Raw genomic sequence first — 18,511 nt, forward strand, 5'->3', positions numbered from 1 at the left:
CAATTAAAAGAATTATTTGCAAAATTGCTTACAAATTTCATACATTTGCAGATATAATCGAAACTAATGATAATTGATTCGTTGTATCGCATTCCTTCCGAAATGAGCATCGCAAATATGTTCATTAAGATGTATGGTAAATTTTGCCGACATCTCTATGAATGCTGGATTCAATAGTTTCACTTATTCTCCTCACTTCTTTTTAATGACTTTCTAAGTCAAGCTTACCATTTTACCAATATACCAATTCACAAATTTACCTTTTATCTAATGTTAGGAGTTATTTCAAATATCCAAAGGTTTACTGTACATGATGGCCCGGGCATCAGATTAACAGTATTTATGCAAGGTTGCCCTTTATCCTGCTGGTGGTGCCACAATCCTGAGTGTATCAAGCACTATAAGGTAGATGACAATTCTGAGCATTTGAGGTATGATGTTAAGGAACTGATGAAAGAAATCAGGAAAGAGCAAATATTCATTGATGAATCCGGAGGAGGCGTTACATTTTCAGGAGGAGAGCCGATGATGCAACCCATTTTTTTAGGAGAAATACTTGATGCTTGTAAGAAAGAAGACATACACACTGCTGTTGATACATCAGGGCTGGTATCATCTGATACATTCGATTCAATTATTGATAAAGCAGATTTATTTCTTTATGATTTGAAAATTATCGATAATGCATTGCATCAAAAATATACCGGTACTTCAAATACATTAATTCTAAAAAATCTTAAAACTTTAAATGATCAACAAAAAAAGGTTATTATCCGAATGCCACTCATTCCGGGCATGACTGATAGCAAACAAAATATTGATGACGTTATCAAACTCCTAAGTTTGCTGTCAAATATTAAAAATATCAATTTGTTGCCTTATCATTCAATAGCTGAGGGTAAGTACACTAAGTATAATATTCCTTACAAGATGAAGGATGTGAAAGTGTTAAGTGAAAACAAAATAACTGAAATTAAAAACCTGTTCACCAATGCAGGATTTAATGCAAGCATTGGTGGTTAAACGAACATAATATGAACGAACGAATTAAATTACTAAGAGAAAAAAGTCTGGATGCTGAGCCTCATATGACGTATCAAAGGGCTTCATTGATCACTGATTTTTACCAGAGTGAAGAAGCAAAAAGCTGTTCGATCCCTGTAAAAAGGGCACTTGCCTTCAAACATATAATGACCCATAAAAAGATATGTGTGATGAAAGGAGAGCTCATTGTTGGAGAACGTGGATTATTCCCAAAATCAACCCCCACTTTTCCTGAGATATCATTGCATTCGATTGAGGATCTTGAACAATTGAACAATCGGGAAAAACAATATTTTATTGTGGATGAAGAAACCACTAAAGTATATAAAGAAAAGATCATCCCTTATTGGAAAGGCAAAACCATTCGAGAAAGAATGTTTAACGACTTACCAGAAGTATGGAAGTCCGCATATGAAGCAGGTGTATTTACAGAATTTCTGGAACAGAGAGCACCCGGACATACAGTATTGGGAAAACATTCTTTTAAAAAAGGATTTCTGGATTTAAAAAAGGAGATTGTCTTGGCAAAATCAAAATTAGATTTCGCGAAAGACATCAAAGCATTGGATAAGAAAGAAGAACTTTTAGCAATGGATATAGCTGCAGATGCAATTATTGAATTTGCTCACCGACATGCTGAAAAGATTGAAAGCATCATCCAAAAAGAAACTGAACCCGAACGACTTTCTGAATTAAAACAAATGCACCAGATTTGCTTAAAGGTGCCAGCCAACGCTCCTGAAACATTTTGGGAAGCACTTCAACATTATTGGTTTATTCACCAAGGGGTTATTACAGAATTGAATCCTTGGGATTCATTCAATCCGGGTCGGCTTGATCAGCATCTTTATCCATTCTATAAAAAAGAGATTGAAGACGGAAGCTTAACAATTGAACATACCAAAGAACTTTTAATGGCATTTTGGATTAAATTTAACAATCATCCTGCACCGCCAAAAATGGGTGTTACGGCAAAAGAAAGCAGTACTTATACTGACTTTTCTTTAATTAACGTAGGTGGAGTTAAAGAAGATGGTTCAGATGCTGTTAACGAACTTTCATACCTCATTCTGGATGTAATTGAAGAAATGCGTTTGCTCCAACCCAGTTCGATGGTTCAGTTAAGCAAGAAAAATCCGGAACGTTTTATAAAAAGAGCCATAAAAATAGTGAAGACAGGATTTGGACAACCTTCAATTTTCAATACAGATGCTATTGTTCAGGAGTTACTTTTTCAGGGAAAATCGCTTGAAGATGCCAGAAATGGTGGTGCAAGTGGTTGTGTTGAAACAGGAGCATTTGGCAATGAAAGTTATATTTTGACTGGCTACTTCAACCTTCCTAAAATCCTTGAATTGACCTTGAACAACGGATATGATCCACGAACCAAGAAAACGATTGGCTTAGCAACGGGAGATCCATCGACTTTTGAAACTTTTGAAGCATTGATGGTAGCCTATGAAAAACAATTAAAATATTTTATTGATATTAAAATCAAAGGGAATAATCTGATTGAAAAACTATATGCTAAAAATCTTCCGGTACCATTTCTTTCATTGCTAGTTAATGATTGTATTGAAAAAGGAATTGATTATAATGCAGGAGGAGCAAGGTACAACACAAATTATATTCAAGGTGTTGGACTCGGCAGTATTACCGACGAACTAACTGCCATCAAATACCATGTTTATGATAAAAAGTCACTGACTTATGAAACTTTACTAAATGCCATGGCAAATAATTTTGAAGGACATGATGTGCTTTTGGATCAATTACAAAATAAAACACCTAAATATGGTAACGATGATGATTATGCCGATGACCAAACCAGAAGGATATTCAACATTTACTTTAACGCCATTGATTCGCGACCGAATACGAAAGGAGGCTGTTACCGAATAAATTTATTACCTACTACTTCTCATATGTATTTTGGCAGTGTGCTGGGTGCCATGCCTGACGGAAGGTTAGCAAAAGAACCTTTATCTGAAGGAATTTCACCGGTGCAAGGTGCTGACAGAAATGGCCCAACTTCAGTTTTAAAATCTGCTGCTAAAATTGACCACATTAAAACAGGTGGTACTTTATTAAATCAAAAATTTACACCTCAATTTTTAGCGGATGATAAAGGAATTGCCCAGGTGGCTCAGTTGGTAAGAAGCTATTTTAAGTTGGATGGGCATCACATCCAATTTAATGTAGTGACAGCAAAAACGCTTCGTGAAGCGCAAGCAGAACCAAGTAAACACAAAGATTTAATTGTACGTGTTGCAGGATACAGCGATTATTTTGTTGATTTAACAGTTGAATTACAGAATGAAATCATAACCCGAACCGAACATGAAAACCTGAATTAGATAGATAAACAGGTAACAAAAAAACCGATTGTTAATTCAATCGGTTTTTTTTTCATATTCCAAATAGGGTATAGGAGCATAAACTTATCTTAATACCAAAGCGCTTAAACTTTTAAAAAATAAGTTCAACTATTAAATATAAAAATCATGAAAACACACACAAAATCTTATCTAAAAACTGCATTTGTAGTTTTAATGCTTACACTTGGGCTTACTTCCCAATTATTTGCATTCGATAATACTGCAAAGAAAACAAAAAAAGACCAACAAGGCCAGGTTGCATATGATGTATATAAAGGGAAATTAACAGATGCAAATACAAATGGGCCTTTAGTTTTTGCAACTATTGCTGTTGAAGGAGAGAATACAGCTACTATTTCGAATTCAGATGGTGAATTTATCCTTAAAATCAACAAAAATAGCAAAGCAAAAAACATTATTATTTCTCATCTTGGATATGAAAATCTTATTTATCCGATAAATAAATTAAAAGAGGACAATAATGTACTGAAAATTAACCAGGCAGTATTAACCTTAAGTGAAGTTACTGTTTATCCCGATTCTCCGGAAATGCTAATTCTTATGGTTTTAAATAAAGTAAAGGAAAACTATGGTAATAAAGCATATAATATGACCGGTTTTTATAGGGAATCAATTAGTAAGAAGAACAGATATGTTGGCTTATCTGAAGCCGTGGTAAATATTTATAAATCTTCTTATTCCGGATTATTAAGCGATCAAATTCAGATTTTTAAAGGGCGACAGGCAAGCGACGTTAAAAAATCTGACACCTTATTATTCAAACTTCAGGGTGGACCTACAACAACTATGCTGCTTGATGTGATCAAAAACCCTACTGTTATTTTAGATGCTGAATTATTAAAATACTATGATTTCAGTATAGTGAATATGATTAAAATTGGTACAAAACTCAATTATGTAATTGAATTCAAACAAAAACCCGGACTTGATTTTCCTTTATATAACGGAAAATATTACGTTGACAATGAAAATCTGGCCTTAACAGCCGCCGAATTTAGCCTTAATATTACCGATCCGGTTTCTGCTTCCAGACTATTCCTGAGAAAGAAACCAATCGGAGCCAAAGTTACACCTACAACTGCAGTTTATACAGTGAAATATCGCGAGCAAAATGGTGAATGGTTCTTTAACTACGCTAAAGGAGAAGTACAATTTAAAGTTGATTGGGATAAAAAACTTTTTAATTCAACCTATACAATCATGTCTGAAATAGCCATCACCGACAGAGATGATGAGAACATTGAAAAATTCAAAAGCAAAGACCAATTCAAAAGGACTGAAGTATTATCTGAGCAAATTGATGCCTTTACCGATGAAGACTATTGGGGAGAATATAACCTTATTGAACCAGAACAAGCAATTGAAGTGGCAATCAGAAGGATAAAGAGATTATCGAAGTAAAAAGAATCTGCTAACAATCGGTTTTTCTTTTGGTTTTAGTTTATGGAGAGCTTGAAGGGGGTAAATTTTGGCAGAGTTTACTCCCTCTCCTATAAAAAAAAACTGTAATTTGGTTGTAAAATTACAATGAGTTGAAAACGCAGGACCTGACAAGGATAGAAGACATTAAAAACGGGAATATAAAAGAGTTTGAATTACTGTTCAGAGAATTTTATAAGCCACTATTAATCCATGCAAACAGGATATTGCGAGATGGGGAAGAAGCTGAAGAAGTGGTTCAAAATTTGTTCTATAATATTTGGAAAAACAGACAGGAACTAAATATTAACATATCTGTTAATTCATATTTATACAGTGCGGTCAGAAACAATTGTTTACAATTTATTAAACGACAAAAGATAAAAAACAAATATGAACAATACTTATTATCCTATTCAGCTGACACAATTGAGCCCATAGAACATTTAGAATACAATGAATTGCACAATAAACTATATCAGGTTATGAATGATTTACCTGAACGATGTCAAGAAATATTTAAACTAAACAGATTTCAAGGGCTTAAATACCAGGAAATAGCAGATCAGCTTAAAATCTCTATAAAAACGGTAGAAGCCAATATGAGTAAAGCACTAAAACATTTCAGAAAGAACTTAAATGAATTTATGGTTAGCTCATAATTAAAACAAATAAGATGAATAAGCAAGAAAATACAGAATACTGGGAGCGAATGACTAAATATTTTTCAAATGAGCTTAACAAAGATGAAAAATCTATGTTTGAAGAATGGGCACAAAAGGTCGATAATCAAGATCTCCTTAATCAAATGAAAAGGGATTTCGAAAAGATTGACGATACAAAATATGTATTTGAAAAATCAACTGATCAGGCTTGGGGGGAATTATATTCTAAAATACAGCTTGACGATATAAAAGTTTCAACTAAGAATAAATACACCATTAACTTCCGCATATTTTATCAAGCAGCTGCAGCCCTGATAATTGTCTTTGGTTTAAGCTGGGCACTAATCCATCTAACTAAAGGTAACTCACAAAAAATCATTACTACTGAATATTCGCAATCTGAAATTACACTTTCTGATGGATCAATCGTATTCCTGAATGCCAATAGTAAGCTAATTTATCCGGAGAAGTTTGAAGGTAACAATCGCACTGTTGAGCTTATTGGAGAAGGTTTTTTTGAAATCACTCCTAACCCCGAAAAACCATTCATTATTACTGCAAACGATGCTGAAATTAAGGTGTTAGGAACCAAGTTTAATGTTTTTGCATATAAAAATATCAGCAAAGTTGAAGTATTGGTTGAATCCGGTATTGTTAGCTTATCCTCTAAAAGTGAACCAAAAAATGCTCTTTTACTTGAAAAAGGCGAATTCGGCTTTTTAAGTGATAATATTTTGCAAGAATCTTTAGTCCCAACTCCAAATTATCTTTCATGGATAACCAAAGTAATGGATTTCAGAAATGAAGATCTCGTTTCTGTTTTAGAGGTGATTAACCATACTTATGGGGCTAATATAAAATTAGAAGGCGAACCATTAAAAGAACTTAAATTAACCTCGAAATACGACAATATTCATCTCGACACTTTATTACAATCAATTTGTATTGCTTTTAATCTTGAAAAATCCGAAATTAACAACCAAATAATATTAGCTAATAAATAAACTAAATAGTGTTGCATAAGAAAGCCTTTTCAATAACGGTATTATGCTTAATGTTCATCTATTCCTATAGCCAGGATGTGGTATTATTTCAACCGATAACTGTTAATTTCAATAACATCTCAATTGATTCCGCCCTAAATATTATTGAAAATAATATAGATTATAATTTTACTTATAATTCAATCTATGCATTATATCAGAAGCCATTAAACGCAAAATTTACAAATGTGCCATTAAGCATTGTACTCGATAGCATTTTTAGAAATCCTTATCTTACCTATAGAATCATTGATAAACAGTTGGTGATTTTCAAACAAGAACCTGACACGCTGATTGAAACCGAACAAATAAAAGAGAGCAGCAGTGCTACTTCCAATTACACTATCAATGGGCGAATTATTGATGCCAAATCTAAGGAAAATATTCCATTTGCTTCAATCGGGTTCCTTAATAAAAATAGAGGGACTATCAGTAACAACGATGGAAACTTCTCCCTAACTTATGATGAACAGTTTAATGAAGATACATTGCTTATAGGCCATTTGGGTTATCGTAAGCTGGCGATCCCTGTCAACCAATTAAAGCCTGAAAATACATATATATTAGAACAGCAGTCAATATCGCTGCAAGAAGTAGTTATAAGAAGTAGTGACCCTCGCAGTTTAATTCGTCAGGCCTTGGAGAATAAAACAAAAAACTACGACATTAATCCTTTTGTTCATCGGGCGTTTTATCGAGAAACTGTTATGCGTAACGAACGATACATGGTTTATACAGAAGCCCTATTTGATATTTTTAAAACTGCATATCGGCCTACTCTTTTTGATGATCAGTTAAAACTTATTAAACAAAGAAAATTTACTGATGTAAATTCAAAAGATACTGTCCTTTTTAAGCTACAAGGTGGGCTAGGTACAAGTCTTTTGCTTGATGTTATCAAGCACCCTATCAATTTTTTAGACGAAAAATATCTATTTAAATACGATTATTTTATTCGTGACATGGTAATTATAGACAATGATTTGGCCTACTTAATAGAATTCAGGCCAAACAGGATGTCGAATGATATGGAATTCATTGGTGAAATTTATTTGAACATTAATACCCTTGCCATTGTAAAAGTTAATTTTAATTTCACAAATGATGCGATTAAAAAATTAAAGAACACTTTCATTTTAAGACAAAGCAAAGCAATCAAAGCGCACCCATTCGAATCTGAATATAGCATTACATATAAGAAAAGCATCAATGGGCTTTATTACATAAACCATATTAAAGGGTCTCTGAAATTGAAAGTCAAAAGAAAACAAAAGCTTCTTTTCTCCACCTACCAAACCTCGTTTGAAATGATTTCGACAGATATTAATACGAGGGATGTTTCGAGATTTTCACGAAAGGAAACCGTGAATAGCAATAAAATTTTCAGCGACCTGACAGATACCTATAATCTTCAATTTTGGGTTAATGAAAATATAATCATTCCTGAGGAGGATCTATCCAAAGCGCTTCAGCGTTTTCGTCAGGAAGATTTATCTCTCGAAAAGAAATAAAATACAAAACGTTACATTAACAAGAACAAGCCCCGTATACTTGATAAAAAATCTTATTTTTGGCATCTCATATACGAGTGGTTTAAAATTATGATAAAAACGAGAAAATCAATCATCACAGGTACTATTGCAATTAGCTTTTCCGCAATGCTTTGGGGGCTTGACGGTGTAGTTTTAACTCCACGATTATTTAATCTGGATGTATTTTATGTTGTTTTTGTATTGCATGCCATTCCGTTCATCATTATGAATTTCTTTTTCTCAAAGGAGTATTCGAAAATCAAGCTATTCGATCGATCGGATTACATTACCTTGCTTATTATTTCAGTTTTTGGTGGTGCAATTGGAACAATCTCTATTGTTAAAGCACTCTTTCTGGTAAACTTTGAACAATTAACGGTTGTGATCCTATTACAAAAGCTCCAACCTATTTTTGCCATTTCCTTAGCTGCTATCTTACTGAAAGAAAAATTAAAAAAGAATTTCATTTTATGGGCCGGACTGGCAATTATTTCAGGATATTTCATGACATTTGGTTTTAATCTGCCTGATTTTAATTTGGGAGGAAATACAATCTATGCATCGTTACTTGCTCTTCTTGCTGCCTTCTCATTCGGAAGTTCTACTGTGTTTAGTAAAAAAATCCTACTGAAATATGATTTTAAAACAGCAACATTTTATCGATATGGAATTACAACTTTATTCATGTTTATCATTGTTATAATTGCTGGCAAACTTCCTCAATTTTACCAAACAACGACTGAAAACTGGACCTACTTTTCGCTAATTGCTTTAACAACAGGATCTGGGGCCATTTTTCTATTTTATTACGGTCTAACAAGGGTTAAAGCCATTATTGCCACTATTTGTGAACTTTTCTTTCCATTGACTGCCATTATCCTTGATTATTTTGTGAATAACACCATCCTGTCAACTGTACAATGGATAAGTGCTATTGTCATGATATTTTCTATCATAATTTTAAATGCCAGGAATACAAAGGATAGTGCAACGAGTTAGCAATTGCATTTTATAATCATTATCTTTACTTAGGTTAAAATAGGGTATCATGAAAGATCATAACTTAAAAGTTGTATATACCGGCTCCATGGTCGAAGCAAATTTCATCAAAAGTATTTTGGAGGAAAATCAAATAGGAAGCATTGCCAGGGATTCCATTTCTGAAAGTATTGGCGCCGGATGGGGATCAGGATCACCTGAATCTTCAAGCCAGATATTTGTTGACGAATCACATGAAATTGAAGCAAAACGAATAATTGCCGAATTCTTAAATTCAAAACAAGCTTAAGCAATACTTCTTATATGCTTCAACCTGCGAATGGATATTTTTTTCTGAACGGAAGCTGGATATCAGTTAGCGATTATGCATCTAACCAGTTTTCGGAAGGCATAACTATTTATGAAGTAATTCGTGTTATTGATGGAATCCCATTGTTTATTGAAGAACATCTTAATCGTCTGGAATTATCAGCTCAGTTAATTAAATTTGATCTATGGCTAAGCCACAAAGATATCGAACGAGCCATTTATTCACTCATTGATAAGAATTCGAATCCGGAATCCAATATTCAACTTTTCTTTCACCATAAAGCTGAATCAAATTCGCAAAACTTTGTTTGCCGTTTCATCCAAACACATTATCCTGAAAAAAATGCATATATAAACGGCGTCAAGAGCATGCTTTTTGCGGCTGAACGTAAAAATCCCAGAGTAAAAAAAACCGATCAATCATTGAGATCAAAAGCTGATCATGCCATTTCTATTAATGAAGTATATGAAGTAATCTTAATTAATCATAAGTATGAAATTACTGAAGGGAGCAGGTCAAATATTTTTTTCATCCAAGGTAAAACTATTTTGACTCCTCTCAAAAAAAATGTGCTGGCCGGAGTTACCCGACAAAAGGTTATCCAATTATGTAAAGAGAATAATATGGAATGTATTGAACAGGACGTTAAATCAAATTATTTATCAAATTTTGATGCAGCTTTCTTTACCGGAACCTCTCCCAAGGTCCTTCCTGTAAAATCTATTGGCCAAATCAATTTCGATCCAGGAAATGATTTATTAAAAAGGTTGATCAAACTTTATGATGATGAAATTGAACGATATATCAAATTAGCAAAATCCGGAACTAAAAAGTTATAACGTGCCGATTTTCCTTGATGTAGTTTGTTAATTCAATCCCTGTATATCGAACAGTAACACCCAAGTTTTCCAATTTATCTGCAATCCCGTATAAATCAGCACATCCTTTACAAGCAATCGTATTCACCCCTATTTCTTGCATTTTCTTCAAATAGTCCTGCAATTCCTTATCTTCAGTCAATAGCTTTGCTGAAGGCCCCCAAATAAGTAAGGTGATATCTTTCCACCACCCATTTTTCTGAGCATTGAAGGTGTACATAAACACCATTTTAATCGCGACATCACGATCGCTGCTGGTCCAAACAATCACAAGTTTTTCTTCGTTAGCAATCGTCTGTTCGGTATTAGTGTTATTTTGTTGCTCTTGTGCAAAATTGGATAGAGTCATTATTGATAAAATTAGTGTTAAAGAAATTGATAAAACCTGGTTTTTCATAATTTTTAAACTTTTTGAAAAATGACTTGCTCGTTAAAGTTAAATATAAGACAATTTAATTATTTTTATCGAATGAAATTATTAGGAAATATAATTTGGCTTTTATTTGGAGGGCTTATTGTAGCCATCGAATATTTTATCTCAAGTATATTATTGATGATAACCATCATCGGTATCCCTTTTGGATTGCAGACCTTAAAAATGGCCAGTCTTGCATTATGGCCATTTGGCCGACACGCTGTTCATACCCATAACAGCTCAGGCTGTTTATCAACTTTTATGAATATTTTATGGTTGCTTTTTGGGGGTATCTGGATTGCCCTAACGCATTTGATATTTGGGGTCTTGTTAGCAATTACCATTATCGGAATTCCATTTGCAATGCAACATTTCAAGCTAGCTTCTGTAGGGCTTACTCCTTTTGGCAGGGAGATCAGAAGAATAAATTAAAAATCCAATTCTGCCCATTCTGGAGCACACCCCATGCGGTTGATCAAAAATGGCATTTTACAAATTACACTTCTTATGGCAGAATAGAATGGTTTAATCTGGAGGTAATGGAATGATTAAAACCACTCTAAGAAACACATATTAACCTACATAGCAATAAGATTAATAAGGATAAAAGCTCAGAAACAATCTGAGCCTTTTTAATTTCTACCAAATCGTATCGATACTTAATTGTTAACTTAAATTGAATATTTTAAATCCATCTGTTGTAAAGTTGAACTCCAATCGTGATAGAGTTAAGTGGTATAAGATATTTTATTAGGTTTAATCAGCCTTTGACTGATAATACTTAGCCTTTTCTTTGTCGTTGAGACGAGAATAAATATTACCTAGAAAATGAGCGTATTTAGGCAGAGGCTTTAATTTATACAGTTTTTCGAATAAATCCCGTGACTTTTTAAAATCAGCAGTAACAACATTCAACGCTTTAAGAAGCTTGGCATATTGGCTGTTCGTCTTCTTTTTATCATATTCTGTTATTGATTCCTGGTAAAAATTCTCTGCTTTCCAAAATAACCTTTCGGCACTCCATTCGAGGGCTATGATGTTATTACTATTGATTTTAAGTAACTCTTTAGCTGTTTTTTCACATTCAGCCTCATTTTTCAATGCTTTATTAATTTTAAAATATCCTTCAGCAATAATTTCAAGAAAAGGTTGATTATCCTGAACTAAGGGCCATTGTGCAAGTCCCTGTTCCCAATTTTCACTTTTTACGTAGCTCTCAAACAATCTAAGATCAACTAATTTGATGTGGGAACCCTTGGGGTAATTTGTATTATAAAACTCAAGATATCTGATTTCTTTAGAAAGATTATCCTTTATATGATAAATATCTGCCAGGGAAAAATATACATTTTCGTCCTTTGAACCTAAATCTTTTGCTTGTTCAAGATAAACCAGCGCCCTTTCATTTTGTCCGAGAGCATATGCAGATTTACCGGCTCCTTCATAATCCTCTAATCTGGCGAGTTCTCCTTTTGATTCAGCCACATTAATCAATTCAGCAAATTTTGCGAAAGCACCGCTATAATCACCTTCTGTGAAGGATGAAATACCTTTGGTTCTCATCTGATTAATCTGACTAATTTCTTTATTGGTTGAACAAGCTGTGATTAATATTGCAAGTCCCATGAATAAGCTTAATTTCTTCATCATTATTTCCATCTTTTTAGTGAGTTCAAAGGTAAGCATATTCAATTAACAACCAATATGAACTATATTGACGTTCATCCATTAGTAATAATGGATAATTACACTATAAACTTTAAGAAAAATAAGAAAAGATACCTTTACGTATTAGCAGTTACAATCAATGCCTTTTTCATATTGGTGCATTGCTTTTTGGCTCATACCCATACTTGAAAACCCCCCATCATGAAATAAATTCTGCATAGTAACTTTTCGGGTAAAATCAGAGAACATCATAATTGAATAATCAGCACATTCATCTGCTGTTGCATTTCCTAATGGCGACATCCGTTCGGTAAAATCCATTAATCCCACAAGATCTTTAATGCCACTACCTGCAGTTGTGGGGGTAGGTGACTGAGAGATCGTATTTACTCTGATCTTTTTTTCACGACCGTAGATATAACCAAAACTTCGGGCGATTGATTCAAGTAATGCTTTTGCATCTGCCATATCATTATAACCAAACAAGGTACGTTGGGCAGCAATATATGATAAAGCTAGCACAGAGCCCCAATCATTAATTGCATCTTTTTTATGGGCAACTTGCAAAAGTTTATGAAATGATATTGCGGAAATATCCAGGGTTTTATTCAAATAATTATAATCAAGATCGTTATACACACGCTTCTTTCTTACGTTTAACGACATACCGATAGAGTGCAAAATAAAATCCACTTTTCCGCCTAAAAACTCCATTGACTTATCAATAAGATTTTCTAAATCGGGAATACTTGTAGCATCAGTCGGGATTACGATGGTATTGCAATTTTTAGCTAGATCTTCAATGCCTCCAAAACGAATTGAAGAGAGTGTATTGGTAAGAGTAAAAGTCGCGCCCTCTTCGTGTGCCCGTTGGGCGACTTTCCAGGCAATTGATTTCTCATCAAGTGCACCAAAAATAATTCCTTTTTTGCCTTTTAAAAGGTTATAAGCCATAATAGTTAATTTAGGTATTTAAGTTCATCTTCTTTTAAGATATCGACAAAATTAACAATTTATTTAAAATGATTACAAATAATTTATAATTTAGCCACAGTTTAGAAATTAATTTAAATAGGAATAATAAGAAGAAAAAACCTAAGGATCAGTTGATCATCGAGGAAACTTACCTGACAAAACCGAACTAAAGTGAAGAATTTATGAAAGTAATATTTTTGCATTTTGCATTGCTACCTCTGAAATCTTATCTCCACTTATCATTTTGGCTATCTCCACAACTCTTTCATCAGGGCTCAATAGCTTAATGTGCGAATGAGTTTGAGTTTCATCCGATTCCTTGGTAACCCTATAATGATAAACTCCCTTCCCGGCTATTTGTGGTAGGTGAGTTATAACGATTAACTGTATTCCCTTCGACATTTCTGCTAAGATATTACCAACTTTTGCAGCTACTTCACCCGATACTCCGTTATCAATTTCATCGAAAACGATTGTTGGCAAAAGCTTTTTACCCGAGATTAAAGACTTAATGCTGAGCATCAAACGGGAAAGTTCACCACCGGAGGCAATTTTCGCAACCTCATTTAAATCACTTCCTTTATTTGCATTGAAAAAATATCGTACTCTGTCGAACCCATCAATACCAGGCTCATCCGATTGAGTATTCATGATCGAGAAACGTGCATTAGGCATTCCCAATTGCTGAAGCATACCAATAATTTTAAGCTCAATAGCAGCAATTGACTCATTTCGTGAATCCGATATTATTTTTGCAGCTATACAAAGTTTATCGAAATCCTCATCAATCTGTTGTTGAAGCTTAGCAATTTCCAACTCGATGGAGTTAATTGAATCCAGCTTATCGTAGAGTTGCTGTTTGATCTCGATCAATTCAGAAACACTATTCACATGATGCTTTTGTTCTAGTCGATAGATTAAATCCAATCGCATTTGTGTTGATTCAATCTCACCGGCATCGATATGTACGTCATTGTTAATAATTGATATTTCAGCATTTACATCCTTCAAATCAATGATGTTGGCATTTATTCTTTCGGCCAACTGCTGTAATCCGGGGTGATACTTTGCGACCCTGGCCAAGTTATTTTTTACCTCATTTAGCGAATCAAGTACATTCGATTCAGCCTCGTCAATGGTATTGCCGGCATGTAACAGTACTGATTTTATTTCTTCGGCATGAATTTGAATTTCAAGCGATGCTTCTAACTCCTGCTGTTCATCAACTACTAAATTAGCATTATCAAGTTCATCAAATTGAAACTGGAAATAATCAAAATCGGATTTCGATTTTTGTTCAATTGATTTTAATTCTTCAAGATGTACTTGAAGTTTTTTATATTGTTTGAATTGATTTTTATAGGAAAGAACTAAATCTTCATGCCCAACATAACTATCCAAGACCGCTAATTGGAAATTTGCATCATTTAGAGTTACGATGGCATGCTGCGAATGGATATTAACCAAACGATCGCCCAACTCTGTTAATACCGGAAGATTGACAGGGGTGTCGTTTACAAAGGCTCTTGATTTTCCAGCCGGGCTGATCTCTCTTCTCAATATTGTTTGATCTTCGTAATCAAGATCATTAGCTTCAAAAAACGGTTCTAGATTATATGAACCAATTGAGAATTTTCCTTCGATAACGCATTTCATTGATTTATCCTGCAAGACCTGAGTATCAGCTCGTGATCCGAGAATCAACGATAAGGCTCCCAACATGATAGATTTACCGGCCCCGGTTTCACCGGTCACAACAGAAAAGCCTTGACTGAAGCCAATATCAAGCTTTTTGATCAATGCATAATTCTCAATTAATAAATTTTGAAGCATAAGTTTGATAACTATAGCTAACAAAGTTAGAAAAACAATTGAAAGAAATTATGAGAGGAAAATAAAGTTTTAATTTCGCAATATTCCCTGGTACTTTGCGGAATTTGCAGGGTCAATTTCACTCAATACGTTTATAGCATTGGTTTTTTCTGTAGCTGAGCCCTCAGAATAAAGGTTTATAAACTCATCTCTTTTTGCTTCAACCATGAGTTGCAATAAAAACAATCCGGGTCGCTCATTATAAACTGATTTGAGCAAATTCAAATTTCTGCTTATATGACTACGTCCTTCAGCTGCCTTTTCCGACATGATATCCAGACCATTCCTGTGATATTCATACGAAAACTTTCTTAAAGGCTGATAAGCCGGATTCAGCAAATTCTCGATCAGCCAATAACGATTCTTGCTATTTTCATAAGCCTTCCAACCACCATAAGGTGAAACCTGTGCCACATTAAGAATATTCTGCGCTGATTCGAAGAATGGTGTGCCACCGTATAAAGAGAAAGAATCAAAATCCAAACCGATAAATACATTAACATAGAAAGCCAAAACAGATGTTAAATTGGAACTAAATGAACTTTCAGAATAATCTAATGGTTGAAATTCAATGTATCGAAATTGAAAATCATTGTCTACATAATTAAATAATGGTGTACTATATGATGTCTTGTAGGTTGGGCGACGGAGAATCAGGTTTATTTTACCCCTGAATTCATCAACCGATATCCGTTCATCAATGGTTATAAGAATTGAACATTCAATTCTTTCTTCCATCTGAAAAGCATAATTTGTCCAATTTCTATTATTAATAAATTCGAAAACAGCCGTTTGCAATGATTCGAAGACCCTGCGGTCGGTACCTTCAACTCTGGGAGCAGAGACCTGAACCGTACAAAGCATTTCTTGTGAAAAAACACCCAAATAACTAAACATTAGCACAAACAACAGATAATATTTTGTCAAGGTTTTTTTCATCAAACTTATTTAATTAATTCTTTAATTTTATTTACGATATCTGCGGCTACCTCTTTTTTTGTCTTAACCTTGTAATTAATCTGATTGAACGCTTTATCAATAATTGTTACTTGATTTGTTTTCTTCCCAAAACCTGCTTCTTTGTTTTGCAATGAATTAAGAACGATGAAATCAAGGTTTTTATTTTTCAATTTCTTTTTAGCATTCTCAATTTCATTATTTGTTTCAAGGGCAAATCCGATTAAAACCTGTCCTTTCTTTTTCAATTTTCCTAATTTTGCAAGGATATCCTGAGTTGGGATAAGGTCCAATGAATTAAACTTGTCTGACTTTTTAATTTTTTTGGAAGAAATATTTTTTGGTTTGAAATCGGCAACAGCCGCAGCCATGATTGCTATATTTGCTTGGGAAAAAGCGGCTATACAGACATTTAACATATCGTCTGCACTGATAACATCAATTTTTTTTATGTTAGAATGTGAAATTTGCAAATTAGATGGGCCGCTTACCAAGGTAACAATGGCACCTCTATTAGCACATTCTTCTGCAAGTTCATATCCCATTAATCCGGTTGAATGGTTTCCTATAAACCTAACCGGGTCGATGGACTCATAGGTGGGGCCGGCAGAAATAAGAACAGATTTACCTTCTAAATCAGCTTTTTTTTTTAGTTGATCAACGATTACTTTCATGATCTGATCAGGCTCCTGCATTCTTCCTTCGCCACAAAGACCACTCGCGAGTTCACCATGATTGGGTTCGAGGAGAATATGGCCACGAGTTACTAATTCACTCACATTTTTTGTTGTGGAAGGATGTTTATACATATCCAAATCCATTGCAGGAGCAAATAAGACCGGGCATTTTGCCGACAAATAAGTAGTTATTAATAAATTATCGGCTATTCCATTTACCATTTTACCCATTGAACTTGCAGTAGCAGGAGCTATCAGAAATATATCAGCCCACATTCCAAGTTCCACATGACTGTTCCATTCACCTGTTTCCTTATGAAAAAATTCGCTAAGAACAGGTCTGCCAGAAACTGTAGAAAGGGTCAATGGTGTAACAAACTCTTTGGACATAGGGCTCATAACAATTTGAACCTCTGCACCCGCTTTTTTAAGTAAGCGAACCAAAGATGGAATTTTGTAGGCAGCAATTCCACCGGTAATACCGATCAGAATATTCTTACCTGTTAACATAATTTGGGTATATGTTACTAATTGATTACTTCTGTTTCAGGACGTCTGAAATAAACTTTTTCGTCTAAAAATTCCTGAATGGCAATTAATGTTGGTTTAGGAAGTTGCTCATAATATTTAGCAATTTCGATCTGCTCTCTATTCTCGAAAATTTCTTCTAAATTATCGGAAGGACTTGCAAATTCAGCAAGTTTTTTGTCTAATTCATCCTTCATCTCCAGAGAAATCTGATTGGCTCTTTTTGATAATACAACCACAGTTTCGTAGATGTTGCCAGTTAAGGCATAAAAGTCATTTTTTGTTCGGGTTATGGCTGTGGTATCAGTCTTTACCTTTTTATAATCCATTTTCATCGATTTTTTTAAATTGTATAGATTTTTTTTGAATATCTTCTGCCTCTTTTAAATATTTACTTTCAGGATATAATTTAAGAAGGTTTTCGTATGCTTTAAAAACGGCTGCAAATCTTTCAACCTGCTTTTCTTCAACACTTTTGCTGGCGAATATATAGTTTGCTTTTAAAACGTGAAACATAATTTCTTCCCTATATGAGGTTTCAGGAAATTTCTGTAGTACTTCATCAAGCGCAACAGCTGCAGCTTGATAATCGGATATTTTATAATAAAGCATAGCAATTTCATATGCTTTTTTCTCTAGTTTTTTACGCAAATCATCAACTAGTTTATTGCACTCTGCCATTCTTTCACTGTTTGGGAATTCATTAATGAAAGTTTGCAATTTGGCCATTGCTAAAACTGTATTAGCCTGATCTAAAGTATACTTTGGTGAATCTAAGTAGTAGCAATATGCACTCAGAAATTTAATTTCCTCAATTCGATTGCTAAAAGGGAAATTCTTTGCATATTCATCAAAATAATAACTTGCCAGCATATAATCACGTTGGACATAATAACTATTACCAATATAATAGTGTATATTCTCGTCTTTATCGGTTCCTTTATAAACAGCCTTTAAATCCTCAAATAAACTAATAGCACGATAATATTTACCTTCTTCGTAATAGGCTACAGCACTTTTATACTTTAATTCATTATCCTTACTCTTTTGAATCTTCTGAAATTGTCCACAAGATGTTAGAACAACTATGAATACAATAAGCGATATTTGGAAACCTCTCTTAATCATGG

Annotated in this window: 18 protein-coding genes; 10 read left to right on the forward strand and 8 right to left on the reverse strand. The window is 33.9% G+C overall.

Annotated features, from left to right (window positions below):
• Positions 1 to 270: 270 nt before the first annotated feature.
• The 9 genes from pflA (at position 271) to KKG99_16765 (ending at position 10,250) form a co-directional block, all read left to right on the forward strand.
• Complete coding sequence (gene pflA / locus KKG99_16725; GenBank protein ID MBU1014640.1) at positions 271 to 1,023, forward strand: pyruvate formate lyase-activating protein; 753 nt, start codon at positions 271 to 273, stop codon at positions 1,021 to 1,023.
• Positions 1,024 to 1,034: 11 nt separating this feature from the next.
• Entirely contained in the window at positions 1,035 to 3,401 is a 2,367-nt protein-coding gene (locus KKG99_16730) for a glycyl radical protein (GenBank protein MBU1014641.1), read from the forward strand.
• A gap of 147 nt (positions 3,402 to 3,548) precedes the next feature.
• A complete protein-coding gene (locus tag KKG99_16735) occupies positions 3,549 to 4,844 on the forward strand; it encodes a carboxypeptidase-like regulatory domain-containing protein (protein MBU1014642.1) in 1,296 nt (431 codons plus the stop codon).
• A 131-nt stretch (positions 4,845 to 4,975) separates the two neighbouring features.
• A complete protein-coding gene (locus KKG99_16740; GenBank protein MBU1014643.1) occupies positions 4,976 to 5,524 on the forward strand; it encodes an RNA polymerase sigma-70 factor in 549 nt (182 codons plus the stop codon).
• 14 nt (positions 5,525 to 5,538) lie between these two features.
• Positions 5,539 to 6,531: a FecR family protein gene (locus KKG99_16745; GenBank protein MBU1014644.1), complete on the forward strand. Its 993-nt coding sequence runs from the start codon at positions 5,539 to 5,541 to the stop codon at positions 6,529 to 6,531.
• Positions 6,532 to 6,542: 11 nt separating this feature from the next.
• Positions 6,543 to 8,081 carry a carboxypeptidase-like regulatory domain-containing protein gene (locus KKG99_16750; protein ID MBU1014645.1) on the forward strand — a complete coding sequence of 513 codons (1,539 nt, stop codon included), beginning with the start codon at positions 6,543 to 6,545 and terminating at the stop codon, positions 8,079 to 8,081.
• Positions 8,082 to 8,171: 90 nt separating this feature from the next.
• The gene (locus tag KKG99_16755; GenBank protein MBU1014646.1) at positions 8,172 to 9,101 is read left to right on the forward strand and encodes a DMT family transporter; all 930 of its coding nucleotides are present in this window, start codon (positions 8,172 to 8,174) and stop codon (positions 9,099 to 9,101) included.
• A gap of 49 nt (positions 9,102 to 9,150) precedes the next feature.
• Positions 9,151 to 9,390, forward strand: coding sequence for a DUF2007 domain-containing protein (locus tag KKG99_16760; protein MBU1014647.1), 240 nt, complete (start codon positions 9,151 to 9,153; stop codon positions 9,388 to 9,390).
• 14 nt (positions 9,391 to 9,404) lie between these two features.
• Positions 9,405 to 10,250 carry an aminotransferase class IV gene (locus KKG99_16765; GenBank protein MBU1014648.1) on the forward strand — a complete coding sequence of 282 codons (846 nt, stop codon included), beginning with the start codon at positions 9,405 to 9,407 and terminating at the stop codon, positions 10,248 to 10,250.
• Here KKG99_16765 and KKG99_16770 read toward each other — a convergent pair.
• On the reverse strand, positions 10,237 to 10,638 hold the full coding sequence (locus KKG99_16770) for a DsrE family protein (protein ID MBU1014649.1): 402 nt from the start codon (positions 10,636 to 10,638) through the stop codon (positions 10,237 to 10,239). The two genes, KKG99_16765 and KKG99_16770, sit on opposite strands and share 14 nt — an antisense overlap.
• A gap of 120 nt (positions 10,639 to 10,758) precedes the next feature.
• Between KKG99_16770 and KKG99_16775 the strand changes: the two genes are divergently transcribed.
• On the forward strand, positions 10,759 to 11,136 hold the full coding sequence (locus tag KKG99_16775) for a YccF domain-containing protein (GenBank protein ID MBU1014650.1): 378 nt from the start codon (positions 10,759 to 10,761) through the stop codon (positions 11,134 to 11,136).
• Between the two features lie 324 nt (positions 11,137 to 11,460).
• Here the strand turns inward: KKG99_16775 and KKG99_16780 are convergent, their stop codons facing one another.
• From KKG99_16780 to bamD, 7 genes are all read right to left on the reverse strand, one after another.
• Positions 11,461 to 12,354 (reverse strand): hypothetical protein, encoded by an 894-nt coding sequence (locus KKG99_16780; protein MBU1014651.1) that lies wholly within the window; start codon positions 12,352 to 12,354, stop codon positions 11,461 to 11,463.
• 141 nt (positions 12,355 to 12,495) lie between these two features.
• Positions 12,496 to 13,326, reverse strand: coding sequence for an SDR family oxidoreductase (locus tag KKG99_16785; GenBank protein ID MBU1014652.1), 831 nt, complete (start codon positions 13,324 to 13,326; stop codon positions 12,496 to 12,498).
• A gap of 201 nt (positions 13,327 to 13,527) precedes the next feature.
• On the reverse strand, positions 13,528 to 15,180 hold the full coding sequence (gene recN / locus KKG99_16790; GenBank protein ID MBU1014653.1) for a DNA repair protein RecN: 1,653 nt from the start codon (positions 15,178 to 15,180) through the stop codon (positions 13,528 to 13,530).
• Positions 15,181 to 15,249: 69 nt separating this feature from the next.
• Positions 15,250 to 16,158 (reverse strand): DUF4835 family protein, encoded by a 909-nt coding sequence (locus KKG99_16795; GenBank protein MBU1014654.1) that lies wholly within the window; start codon positions 16,156 to 16,158, stop codon positions 15,250 to 15,252.
• A 5-nt stretch (positions 16,159 to 16,163) separates the two neighbouring features.
• The gene (gene coaBC, locus KKG99_16800) at positions 16,164 to 17,366 is read right to left on the reverse strand and encodes a bifunctional phosphopantothenoylcysteine decarboxylase/phosphopantothenate--cysteine ligase CoaBC (GenBank protein MBU1014655.1); all 1,203 of its coding nucleotides are present in this window, start codon (positions 17,364 to 17,366) and stop codon (positions 16,164 to 16,166) included.
• Positions 17,367 to 17,380: 14 nt separating this feature from the next.
• Positions 17,381 to 17,710, reverse strand: coding sequence for a DNA-directed RNA polymerase subunit omega (locus KKG99_16805; GenBank protein ID MBU1014656.1), 330 nt, complete (start codon positions 17,708 to 17,710; stop codon positions 17,381 to 17,383).
• Entirely contained in the window at positions 17,700 to 18,509 is an 810-nt protein-coding gene (gene bamD / locus KKG99_16810; GenBank protein ID MBU1014657.1) for an outer membrane protein assembly factor BamD, read from the reverse strand. The genes KKG99_16805 and bamD overlap by 11 nt, the downstream gene beginning before the upstream one ends.
• Positions 18,510 to 18,511: the final 2 nt, after the last annotated feature.

It is taken from the genome of Bacteroidota bacterium (assembly GCA_018816945.1).
In the GTDB taxonomy this organism is placed as follows: domain Bacteria; phylum Bacteroidota; class Bacteroidia; order Bacteroidales.